Origin of the sequence: Paenibacillus catalpae, assembly GCF_900112695.1 — a bacterium.
In the GTDB taxonomy this organism is placed as follows: Bacteria; Bacillota; Bacilli; order Paenibacillales; family Paenibacillaceae; genus Pristimantibacillus; species Pristimantibacillus catalpae.
On the sequence record NZ_FOMT01000005.1, the window covers coordinates 264029 to 275660 of the forward strand.

Below are 11632 nucleotides of genomic sequence, written 5' to 3' on the forward strand. Positions count from 1 at the left end.
CAACTGAGAAAACGCATACGAAGCAGAAGGCTTCGGAAACTTTTAAGGAGTGAAAACTATTCATGTTCAAATTGAGCGAGATTAAGGAATTGATCAAACTGGTTGATCAGACTTCCGTTCATGAGCTGGAGATCGAAAACGAAGGAGCACGCTTATTCATTCGCAAGCCTGGCAAAACCGAAGTGGTGAATGTACAAGCAGCCCCAATTACGCATACATATACACAGGCGCCTGTACCTGCTCCGCAGACGGCAGCAGAAGCTTCTGTTGCGGCAGTACAAGCCAGCGCACCTGCGGAACGTCCGAATACGGACAATTTGCATCAGATTGTATCGCCGATGGTCGGCACGTTCTACAGCTCCCCGTCTCCTGACGCGGCAGCATTCGTGAAGGAAGGCGACCGTGTAAACGAGAAAAGCGTTGTGTGCATTCTCGAAGCGATGAAGCTGATGAACGAGCTGGAGGCTGAAGTTCGCGGCGAGATCGTTGAAATTCTGGCAACTAACGGCCAATTGGTTGAGTACGGCCAGCCGCTCTTCCTAGTTAAACCGGAATAATACAAGCTCCGAATTTGGAGAAATTGCTGCCTGAGAGGAGTACAAACGTGAAATTCCAAAAAGTATTAATCGCTAACCGTGGAGAGATTGCGGTCCGCATCATTCGCGCTTGCCGCGAGCTTGGCATTACGACAGTTGCCGTTTATTCTGAAGCTGATCGTGATTCCCTGCATGTGCGCCTTGCAGATGAAGCGTATTGCATTGGTCCAACCCCTTCCAAGGACAGCTACTTGAACCTGACAAACCTGATGAGCGTGGCTACGATTACAGGCTGTGATGCTGTACATCCCGGCTATGGCTTCCTCGCTGAGAATGCCGATTTCGCCGAGATCTGCGAGTCTTGCAATATTACGTTCATCGGACCTTCCCCTGAAGCGATCAGCAAGATGGGCGACAAGGCAGTAGCCAAACAGACGATGAAGGAAGCGGACGTTCCGGTTATCCCGGGCTCCGACGGCCTGATTGAAAATATGGACGAGGCGATCCGCGTTGCCCGCAGCATCGGTTACCCGGTTATCATTAAAGCAACTGCCGGAGGCGGAGGCAAAGGGATCCGTATTGCAGAAGACGAGGAATCGCTCGTACAACAAATTACGACAGCCCAGCAGGAAGCTCAGAAGGCTTTCGGCAATGCCGGCGTTTATCTGGAGAAATATCTGACCGGCATGAAACATGTCGAGATTCAAATTATGGCCGACAAGCACGGCAATGCTGTACATCTGTTCGAGCGCGACTGCTCCGTTCAGCGCCGCCGCCAGAAGCTGGTTGAAGAAGCGCCGTGTCCGATCCTGTCGGAAGCGCTTCGCGAACGCATGGGACGCGCTGCCGTGCGTGCAGCACTGGCGGTTCAGTACTCAGGTGCCGGAACGCTTGAGTTCCTGCTTGGACCAGACGGCAACTTCTACTTTATGGAGATGAACACTCGTATTCAGGTAGAGCATCCGGTAACAGAGATGATTACGAATGTCGACTTGATTAAAGAGATGATCTCTGTAGCAGAAGGCAACCCGCTCTCCTTCAAGCAAGAAGATTTGCGCATTAACGGCTGGGCAATTGAATGCCGGATTAATGCCGAAGATTCGGAACGCAACTTTATGCCGTCCCCGGGTCTAATTCCGTTCTACCTGCCGCCAGGCGGCACGGGTGTACGGGTGGACAGCGCGGTATATCCTGGTTACACAATCTCCCCGCATTATGATTCAATGATTGCGAAGCTTATTGTTTGGGGCAGAACGAGGGAAGAAGCAATCGCGCGGATGAAGCGTGCGCTCTCCGAATTTGCTATCGAGGGGATCAAGACAACGATTCCGTTCCATCAGAAACTTCTGAATCATCCGGTCTTTGTGAAGGGCAACTTTGATATTAAGTTCCTCGAAGAATATGACGTGAATCATCCGGAGCAGGCCGAATAATACAATCTGCTCCTGGTTTGTCATATTTCACGTCGAATGTTATAGTATAGAAATAAGATGCGAAGGTAACACTTCGGTTTTTGCCAAGCAAATTGCCGGAGCGCGCAACTTTAAGGAGGTGTACAACCATCATGAGTACGATTGCTGCAGATTATGAGAGAACGGACATTGGCACGATTCAAATTGCCCCTGAAGTCATTGAAGTTATTGCCGGACTAGCTGCTGTTGAAGTGAATGGCGTAGCGGGTATGAGCGGCGGATTTGCCGGAGGTATTGCTGAGCTTCTTGGCCGTAAAAATTTATCTAAGGGCGTAAAAGTTGAAGTCGGCCAGCGGGAAGCTGCGGTCGATGTGTCGATTATCGTGGAGTACGGCAACCGGATTCCGGAAATCGCCTCGGAAATTCAACGTAATGTGAAACGCTCCATTGAAATGATGACGGGATTGAACGTTATTGAAGTGAACGTACATATTCACGATGTCCATTTCAAAACAGAGAGCAAGCCGGAAGAAGAAGAATCAAATTTCCGCGTGAAGTAATAGATACGCAGATGAATTGAATTAATATAACCCCCTCGTGATGGTTATGCCGCTTCGCGCAAGGGGGTTTTCATTCGCTCAGATGCGAGGAGGCGTTACGTTGATCAGAATTATAGACAAGTTGCTCTTGTTTATTTACAGTATAGCCATCGGCGTTATATCGGTCTTTATCGTCTGTATCGGTTTTCAGTGGATACAGGAAGGCGATTTGAACGATATGGTCAATGAGTTGTATGGTACGGATTCTTTCCTTATTGCAACCATCATAGTTGGTCTGGTTCTGCTCGTATTCAGCTTGCGTTTCTTTATTGTGTCGCTGAAGCGTTCTTCCTCTTCGGCGCCATCGATTGACCAGCGCACTGATTTTGGCGATATCCGCATCTCGATTGAGACCATTGAGAATTTGGCTCTGAAAGCTGCAACCAAGCAGCGCGGCGTCAAGGATTTGAAGGCCCGCATCCAGGCAACTGACTCTGGCCTAAACATTATTTTGCGTGCGGTTGTAGATGGGGAGAGCTCGATTCCAAGTCTTACGGAAGAAATCCAAAAGGCTGTGAAAGAGCATGTTGAGGAAATCGCCGGAATTCCGGTGACGAACGTAGCCGTCTATATAGCTAACGTCATTCAAACCGCACCGAATAAAAGTCGCGTCGAGTAAAGGGGAGAATGCCGATGTGGAGGGAGTACTGGGCATCCTATGGGAAACGGACGGTCGGCGCTGCCGCTGGTCTGTTTTTCGGGTTTGTGTATTTGTTTGCCGGGTTTTGGGACATGCTGTTTTTCATACTGCTCGTCTCTATCGGTTATTGGGTTGGCAAGCAGAAGGACTTGCAAAACGGTATCTTGCCATGGCAGCGGCTTTGGTCTTGGTTAATGGAAAGGTATCGGCCGTTTAGATAATCCTGTGGTCTCCTCCGTACGCCGGAAGGTGGATAGCCGCCAGTTCCGGGCAGGGAGGAGATCATAGGTTTTTTTGCCACAATAGAATTTATAAATTTCGAGACATTGAAATATGGAGATTCTATTGGCGATAAAACTACCTCTAAACGCGGTCGACCATCTTCGAGCGGCCTCGATAGAGGTTTTTTCAAAATATAAGAGTAAATCGGCAGAGAGGCTGCCGAGGAGGAAAGCATGAAACGTAGATTAGCACGCGAGATAGCTGTATCAAGCTTATACCAATTGGAAATGAACGAAGTAACCCCCATGGAAGCAGTAGACATGTTAATGGAGGAAGCGCGTTCCGAGAACGAGATCGAAGCGGATTTTGTGGAGAACGATCAGACAGACAGTTATGTTCGCGAGCTTGTTAATGGAGTTGCGGACAATAAAGCTGCTATTGATGATATGCTGCAGCAATATTTAACAGGCTGGCAGGTTGACCGTTTATCCCGTGTGGACCGCCAAATTTTGCGGTTAGCTTGCTTTGAAATAGCTTATCGTAATGATGTTCCGCCAAAAGCTGCGATTAACGAAGCGATTGAACTGGCCAAGCATTTCGGCACAGAGGAATCCGGTAAATTCGTTAACGGTGTTCTGGGCAAATTGCTCAAAGAACATGAAGGCGAAAAAGCAAATTCTGAATCGACAAATTAGTTAAACGGCCTTTCCGGCCGTGTACATAGGGGAGAGATGATGATGAGCGCACAAATTATTGCAGGCAAAAAGATATCTGATATGATCCGGGAAGAAATTCAGAAGGAAGCGGCAGAGCTGAGAGAAAAGGGCGTCGTACCTGGTCTGGCTGTAGTTCTCGTCGGCGAGGATCCGGCTTCGAAAGTATATGTCGGCTCGAAAGAGAAAGCCTGTCAGCAGCTTGGTTTCCATTCCGAGGTTCACCGCTTGGAAGAACAGACATCGGAAGAGCAATTGCTGGCGCTTATTGATCAATTGAATAACGATGACAAAATCAACGGTATTCTTGTACAGCTTCCGTTACCTAAACATATTAATGAAAAAGCTGTAATCGATGCGATTCATGTCGACAAAGATGTCGACGGCTTCCATCCTGAAAGTGTCGGCAATCTGGTTATTGGTGATGACAGCCTTCTGCCTTGCACACCTGCCGGTGTTATTGAACTCATCAAACGCAGCGGTGTTGATATTGCAGGCAAACATGCGGTTGTAATTGGCCGCAGCAACATTGTCGGCAAGCCGGTTGCGATGCTGCTTCTCCGCGAGAATGCTACAGTTACGATTTGCCACTCCCGTACAGCCAATATGGAGGAGCTTGCAAAGCAGGCAGACATCCTTGTTGTGGCGATCGGCAAAGCAAAAGCGATTGACAGCAAATATGTGAAGCCAGGTGCAATCGTGATTGATGTCGGAATTAACCGTCTTCCGGACGGCAAGCTTGCCGGAGATGTGGATTATGAAGATTGCCTGGAAACAGCTGGCTTCATTACCCCTGTGCCAGGCGGCGTTGGCCCGATGACGATTACGATGCTGATGAACAATACGATTACAGCTGCTAAGCGGGCACATAAAATCGGGGAGTGATTAATGTCTTATGGCAGATCAACCTCGCATTTATTCGATAAAAGATATTAACCGTTACATCCGGATGAAGCTCGAGTCTGACGTCTTGCTTGGCGATGTATGGCTGAGAGGCGAGATTTCAAATTTCACTCATCATTCCAGCGGCCATATGTACTTTACGCTTAAGGATAAGGACAGCCGGCTGAAATGCATTATGTTTGCTTCTCACAATCAGCGGCTGCCTTTTATTCCGCGTGAAGGCGCAAAAGTAATGGCGCGCGGCAATGTGTCGGTCTACGAGCGTGACGGCAATTATCAGTTCTATGTGACGGCTATGCAGCCGGACGGAATCGGTAGCTTGTATCTGGCTTATGAACAACTCAAATCAAAGCTGGAGACGGAAGGGTTGTTTGCCGAGTCGCGCAAACGGCCCATTCCGCGTTTCCCCCGCGCGATAGGCGTAATCACCTCTCCTACAGGAGCGGCGGTTCGGGATATTATTACAACCTTGCAACGAAGGCATCCTTCTATTCCTGTATATGTATTTCCGGTGCTGGTCCAAGGGACGCAAGCAGCACCTTCCATTGTGAAAGCGATTGAATCGATGAACCGTTTTGGCGAAGTCGACGTATTAATTGTAGGCAGGGGCGGCGGTTCTCTGGAAGAGCTTTGGGCTTTTAACGAAGAGCTTGTCGCAAGAAGCATTGCCGCATCGCAAATTCCGGTCATTAGTGCAGTTGGACATGAGACGGATTTCACGATTGCGGATTTTGTAGCTGATTTGCGGGCAGCGACACCAACAGCTGCTGCCGAGCTGGCCGTACCGCATATTGCCGAGCTGCAGCAGCAGCTGGCGAGACAACGCCAACGGTTAGAGCAATCGCTCCGGATGATGCTGCAAGGCAGAAAAGAACAGCTCAAGAGAGTACGGCGTTCACCGTTTTTCGTGCATCCGCGCAAATACTTGCTGGATCAGGCACAGCGGCTGGATCGGCTGCAGGAGCGTTTGCAGAACCGAACCTCACGTTTAACGGAACGCGGAAAAGCAAAGCTCGAAAGACTTCAAAGTCAATTAACCGGTCATCATCCGGGAGAGCAGGCAGCTTTTGCAGCCAAGCGGCTGCAAGGGGATGTTAAGCGGCTTGAGCAGGCGATGGTATCCTCTCTCAAGGAACGGCGGCTACAGCTCCATAGTGCAATCAGGCAGCTGGATGCGCTTAGTCCTCTCAAAGTAATGGCCAGAGGCTACAGCCTGGTCTACGACGAACAGGAAAAGCGACTGATAAAATCCATCGCAGATGTTCAGCCGGGTGATCTTGTAAGGGTGAAGGTAGCCGACGGACAGCTTGACTGTCATGTCTGGTCTATGAAAGGAGAAGATGGCGTTGAAAGCAGCAGCGAATAGTGAATTAAGTTTTGAAGAGGCAATGGAACAGCTGGAGAAAATCGTCGAACGGCTTGAAAACGGAGATGTCCCGCTTGAAACGGCGATTGATCTGTTCCAGGAAGGCATGAAGCTGTCTCAGCTGTGCGGAGGCAAGCTGGAGCAGGTTGAACGCAAGATTGAACTGCTGATTGAAACAGAGCAAGGTTTTCAGAAGAAGGCATTCGCTCCAATGAACGAGGAAAAAGGGGAATAACGTTGATTACAGATATCAAGTCCTACTTGCATGAATGTGCTGCGCTTATCGAGAAATCACTTCCCGAAGCGCTGCCCGCTGACTGGAATATACCGCAGCAGCTCAGAGAATCAATGCTGTACTCCCTGCAGGCCGGAGGGAAACGGTTACGTCCGGCACTCGTGCTTGCTGCCGCTGAAGCCATTCACGGGTCTGCAGCTGCTGCGAGCCATGCGCTTCCTGTTGCATGCGCAATTGAATATATCCATACCTACTCGTTAATTCATGACGACCTGCCAGCCATGGATAATGACGATTACCGCCGAGGGAAGCTGACGAATCATAAAGTGTTCGGGGAAGCAATGGCTATTCTTGCGGGCGATGCCTTGCTTACACATGCTTTTTATTTGATTCCGAAAGCGGCGCGGCTTGGCGGGGTAAATGCCGAGGTAGCACTTGATATCGTTGAGGATCTTGCCATGCTCTCAGGAGCAAGAGGCATGGTTGGCGGTCAGGCGGCAGACATGCAAGGTGAACAAGGTACAACCTCGATTGAGGAACTCGAATATATTCATCTTCATAAAACGAGTGATTTGATTGTTTTCTCGGTAACAGCCGGGGGCCGTATTGGAGGTGCGACGGCGGAGCAGCTGGATGCCCTGCGCCACTATGGACGCAATATCGGTCTTGCCTTCCAGATTCAAGACGACATACTTGACCTGATTGGCGACGAGAAGAAGCTTGGCAAGAAAACGAACAGCGATGTGGAGCAGCAGAAGGTGACCTATCCTTATCTGCTCGGGATCGAGGAAAGCAAAGCACAAGTCAAACGGTTAACTCGTGAGGCGAAGGCTGCTATTCTGGAAGCACAGCTGGCCGCGCCGGATAAATTGCTGCTAATTGCCGATTACCTCGTGCAACGAGACTATTAATTAGGATTGTGTAAATGGGTACATTGGGAAATTTTCAGCGTTTATGCTATAATGATTGAAATATTTTGACGTTTATTGTGGAATGGGACGTTTGTGTTGAAGTCGTATTCCAGAAAGCGAGGAAGTAACGTGCTGCTTGATCAAATTAACGGACCTCAAGATCTGAAAGATTTATCACTGGAAGAGCTGGAGAAGTTATCCGAGGAGATTCGCCAGTTTCTCATTGAGAAGCTTTCCGTTACAGGTGGTCATCTCGCACCTAACCTGGGGGTTGTGGAGCTGACTCTCGTCCTCCATTATCTGTTTGACAGTCCAAAGGATAAGTTTTTATTTGACGTAGGTCATCAATCGTATGTTCATAAAATTCTGACCGGACGTAAAGACCGGTTTGATACATTACGTGAATATAAAGGGCTATGCGGTTTTGTCAAACGCTCAGAAAGCGAGCATGATGTTTGGGAAGCCGGCCATAGCAGTACTTCTCTCTCCGGGGCAATGGGTATGGCGCTGGCCCGTGATTTGAAAGGGGAAGACAATCGTGTAGTTGCGATTATCGGCGACGGTGCCCTGACAGGCGGGATGGCGCTGGAAGCACTTAACCATATCGGGGATGAGAAGAAGAACCTGATTGTCGTACTGAATGACAATGAGATGTCGATCGCACCTAACGTTGGTGCCATGCATCATTACTTGAGCAAAATCCGTACCGACCGCCATTACCAGAAGGCGAAGGACGAACTGCATCATTTGCTTAACAAAATACCGGCAATCGGCGGCAAGCTGGCGAAGACAGCAGAACGCTTCAAGGACAGCTTGAAATATTTGCTCGTGAGCGGAATTTTGTTTGAGCAGTTTGGCTTCACTTATCTTGGCCCGGTTGACGGTCACGATATGGAACAGATGATTGATTTGTTTAAACAGGCAGATTCAATTCCCGGACCGGTTCTTGTTCATGTCATTACGGTAAAAGGGAAAGGTTATTCGCCTGCGGAAGCTGATTCCTTCAAGTGGCACGGCATCACGCCGTACAAGATTGAGTCGGGTCAAGTCGTTAAAGCCGTTGGTCCGCCAATGTATACGGATGTATTCGGAAATACGCTCATTGAGTTAGCCGAAAAGGATGCGCGAATCGTTGCCGTGACGCCGGCGATGCCTGGCGGATCAGGCTTGCTTAAGTTCGCTGAACGGTATCCGAACAGAATGATCGACGTTGGCATTGCCGAGCAGCATGCCGCGACCATGTCAGCGGCTCTTGCAATGGAAGGTATGAAGCCGGTTTATGCGGTATATTCAACATTCCTGCAGCGTGCTTACGATCAGGTTGTGCATGATATTTGCCGTCAGAACGCTAATGTGGTATTTGCCATTGACCGTGCCGGTTTTGTTGGACCGGACGGCGAGACTCACCAAGGCGTCTATGATATTGCTTTCCTTCGTCATATCCCGAATCTTGCGATTATGATGCCGAAGGATGAGAATGAGCTACGCCGCATGATGAAGACGGCTATTGATTATAATGATGGTCCGATTGCGGTCCGTTATCCGCGAATGAGCGGACTTGGTGTGAAAATGGATGAAGAGCTGCTGCCGCTGCCAATCGGCAAATGGGAGACGCTGCGCGAAGGCGATTCCGCCGTTATTCTGGCCATGGGACCAATGATTCAGGTCGCAGAAGAAGCTGCAGAGCTTCTGAAGAGAGATGGTCTTAACGTCCAGATCGTCAATGCCAGATTCATTAAGCCCCTTGATGAAGAGATGCTTCTGTCCTTTGCTTCGGAAGGGAAGCATATTCTTGTCATTGAAGAAAGCTCGGAGCTTGGCGGTTTCGGCAGTGCAGTGATGGAATTTTACTCCTTGCGCGGAATTTACGGCATGCCGGTACGTATTATGGGAGTTCCGGACATTTTCGTGGAGCATGGTTCCATTAAGGAGCAGCGCGTGGAAGTCGGCTTAACGGGAGAAAGAGCAGCAATGGAAATGAAGAACATGCTGCCAAGCCGCCAGAAGCGCGCAACCGGACAGTAACAAAGGAGAACCATGACAACAACACCTAAGGAAAGAATAGATGTTTTACTTGTGGAACGCGGGTTCTATGAGAGCAGGGAAAAGGCGAAGGCAGCTGTTATGGCCGGCCTGGTGCTGGTGAATAACGAGCCAGTTGACAAAGGCGGCATGAAGATTCCGCGTGAAGCTGAGATTAAGGTCAAAGGTGCTGTCCATCCTTATGTCAGCCGCGGCGGACTTAAGCTGGAGAAGGCTATCCGTTCCTTTGATATCGATTTGACCGGAAGAGTTATGCTTGATATCGGCGCTTCAACAGGCGGATTTACCGATTGCGCCTTGCAGCATGGGGCCTCGTTTGTATATGCCATAGATGTAGGGTATAACCAGCTTGACTGGTCGCTCAGGCAAGATGATCGTGTACATGTAATGGAACGTACTAATTTCCGTTATACACAGCCGGCTGATTTGAACGGACCGCCGCCTACTTTTGCCTCGATTGATGTATCCTTTATATCGCTCAAGCTTATTTTGCCGGCTCTCAGCGGATTGCTGAGTGTTGGCTCCGGAATTGTAGCACTTATCAAGCCGCAATTCGAGGCAGGGCGGGAGAAGGTTGGCAAATCAGGCGTCGTGCGTGAACCAAAAGTTCATGAGGAAGTGCTTCAGACCGTTCTTGGGGCTGCTGCCGGACTTGGCTACAAATTGCAAAACCTGACGTTCTCGCCTATTACAGGCGGAGAAGGCAATATTGAGTTTCTCGCTTACTGGACATGGGAGAACGAACCCAACGACCTCGTCCCTGACGAACAAGGCATTTCAGATGTGGTCCGTCAGGCTGGCGAGACGTTTACGGTTAACAAAAAACACTAACCATTGCAGCCTTGTATCGCACCTGCACCTGGCGCTATCTACAGTGCTGGCGCGATACATGATGAAGGGAATGCTACGACCGCGAATCCGGCGGCTGGCGTTCCCTTTTGTTTTCAAATTTAAAGACCGCGCAGCCCTTTTACACTTGCCTCTTTACAAACATGTGTTCGATTTGCTAAACTGTAAGCAACCAAACATGCGTTCGTCCATTTGTTCAGAGAGGAAAATGCTCCCTTCATCTCGAACCACTTAAGTATAGGTTCTTATGAAATGGAGGGCTGTATATGGGAATGTTCGGTGACTGGTTTATCATGCTGGTCGCTGGTGCATTTTTGCTATTCTGGGCGTACCGGGGGCTTTACCGCTGGCTTCATCAGCCTGTGAGTGTTAATCGTTTGACATTGGGCAAAGGCGGCGAGCTCGCCGAGGATGATGAGAATATCCTGTTCCTGGAACGTTCAGGATACGAGGTTGTTTCCGGTAAGCACAGAGTTCCGGTCGGAATTGAATTGGACGGACAAACATTAAACAGCCGATTGTACATTGATTATATTGCCGAGCAAGATGGCAAAATGTATATTGTAAAAACTGCCCGCGAACGAATGCCGATGGATTGGACAGGCAGCGGCGTTAGAGACCGTCTTCTTGTCTATTCTCTGCTCCTGCCGGAATGCACGGGAGTTTTATTCGTAGACGTGAAGGAGCAGGTCATTCGGCGAATTATTTTTCATATAAGCGACTAGCATGTTTGGGGAGGAACGTTATGAAAGGCATCAGACAGTACAAAATCAAGGAATTAATTACAAAGACCACAATCGAGACACAAGAGGAACTGGTGGACGCCCTAAGAGATGCCGGACTACAGGTCACTCAAGCGACTGTTTCCAGAGATATGAAAGAGCTTATGCTCATTAAGATACCCGTTGGCGATGGCCGTTATAAATATTCGCTGCCTCAGGATCAGCAGCGACAGAATCCGGTCTATAAGCTGAAGCGGGCGCTTATTGATCACTTCACCCACATCGACTTTACGGAGAACCTGGTGGTTATGAAATGTTTGCCGGGAACAGCGAATGCTATTGGTGCTCTGATCGATAACATGGAATGGCCTGAGGTCATGGGAACGATATGCGGTGATGATACGATCCTTATTATTTGCCGGACGAAGGAGAAGAGCGGCGAGCTTGTGGAGAAGCTGCTCGAACTTCTGAACTAAACAAT

General features: G+C 49.2%; 14 protein-coding genes. All 14 read left to right on the forward strand.

Annotated elements, in window-relative coordinates:
* Window positions 1-62: 62 nt before the first annotated feature.
* On the forward strand, window positions 63-557 hold the full coding sequence (gene accB, locus BM200_RS22590; RefSeq protein WP_091188917.1) for an acetyl-CoA carboxylase biotin carboxyl carrier protein: 495 nt from the start codon (window positions 63-65) through the stop codon (window positions 555-557).
* 47 nt (window positions 558-604) lie between these two features.
* The gene (gene accC, locus BM200_RS22595; protein WP_091188918.1) at window positions 605-1969 is read left to right on the forward strand and encodes an acetyl-CoA carboxylase biotin carboxylase subunit; all 1365 of its coding nucleotides are present in this window, start codon (window positions 605-607) and stop codon (window positions 1967-1969) included.
* Window positions 1970-2100: 131 nt separating this feature from the next.
* Window positions 2101-2508: an Asp23/Gls24 family envelope stress response protein gene (locus BM200_RS22600; protein WP_091188919.1), complete on the forward strand. Its 408-nt coding sequence runs from the start codon at window positions 2101-2103 to the stop codon at window positions 2506-2508.
* A 100-nt stretch (window positions 2509-2608) separates the two neighbouring features.
* Window positions 2609-3166, forward strand: a complete 558-nt coding sequence (amaP, locus tag BM200_RS22605; protein ID WP_091188920.1) for an alkaline shock response membrane anchor protein AmaP — start codon at window positions 2609-2611, stop codon at window positions 3164-3166.
* Window positions 3167-3180: 14 nt separating this feature from the next.
* On the forward strand, window positions 3181-3408 hold the full coding sequence (locus tag BM200_RS22610) for a DUF2273 domain-containing protein (RefSeq protein WP_425434600.1): 228 nt from the start codon (window positions 3181-3183) through the stop codon (window positions 3406-3408).
* 234 nt (window positions 3409-3642) lie between these two features.
* Window positions 3643-4104, forward strand: coding sequence for a transcription antitermination factor NusB (gene nusB, locus BM200_RS22615; RefSeq protein ID WP_091188922.1), 462 nt, complete (start codon window positions 3643-3645; stop codon window positions 4102-4104).
* A gap of 42 nt (window positions 4105-4146) precedes the next feature.
* Complete coding sequence (folD, locus tag BM200_RS22620) at window positions 4147-5007, forward strand: bifunctional methylenetetrahydrofolate dehydrogenase/methenyltetrahydrofolate cyclohydrolase FolD (RefSeq protein ID WP_091188923.1); 861 nt, start codon at window positions 4147-4149, stop codon at window positions 5005-5007.
* Window positions 5008-5017: 10 nt separating this feature from the next.
* A complete protein-coding gene (xseA, locus tag BM200_RS22625) occupies window positions 5018-6391 on the forward strand; it encodes an exodeoxyribonuclease VII large subunit (RefSeq protein WP_091188924.1) in 1374 nt (457 codons plus the stop codon).
* On the forward strand, window positions 6366-6626 hold the full coding sequence (gene xseB / locus BM200_RS22630; RefSeq protein ID WP_091188925.1) for an exodeoxyribonuclease VII small subunit: 261 nt from the start codon (window positions 6366-6368) through the stop codon (window positions 6624-6626). Before xseA ends, xseB begins: the two co-directional genes overlap by 26 nt.
* Before the next feature lie 2 nt (window positions 6627-6628).
* On the forward strand, window positions 6629-7537 hold the full coding sequence (locus BM200_RS22635; RefSeq protein ID WP_091188926.1) for a polyprenyl synthetase family protein: 909 nt from the start codon (window positions 6629-6631) through the stop codon (window positions 7535-7537).
* Window positions 7538-7666: 129 nt separating this feature from the next.
* On the forward strand, window positions 7667-9562 hold the full coding sequence (gene dxs / locus BM200_RS22640; RefSeq protein ID WP_091188927.1) for a 1-deoxy-D-xylulose-5-phosphate synthase: 1896 nt from the start codon (window positions 7667-7669) through the stop codon (window positions 9560-9562).
* Between the two features lie 12 nt (window positions 9563-9574).
* Window positions 9575-10411 (forward strand): TlyA family RNA methyltransferase, encoded by an 837-nt coding sequence (locus BM200_RS22645; protein ID WP_091188928.1) that lies wholly within the window; start codon window positions 9575-9577, stop codon window positions 10409-10411.
* 284 nt (window positions 10412-10695) lie between these two features.
* Entirely contained in the window at window positions 10696-11154 is a 459-nt protein-coding gene (locus tag BM200_RS22650) for a hypothetical protein (RefSeq protein WP_091188929.1), read from the forward strand.
* A gap of 20 nt (window positions 11155-11174) precedes the next feature.
* Window positions 11175-11627, forward strand: coding sequence for a transcriptional regulator AhrC/ArgR (ahrC, locus tag BM200_RS22655; protein ID WP_091188930.1), 453 nt, complete (start codon window positions 11175-11177; stop codon window positions 11625-11627).
* Window positions 11628-11632: the final 5 nt, after the last annotated feature.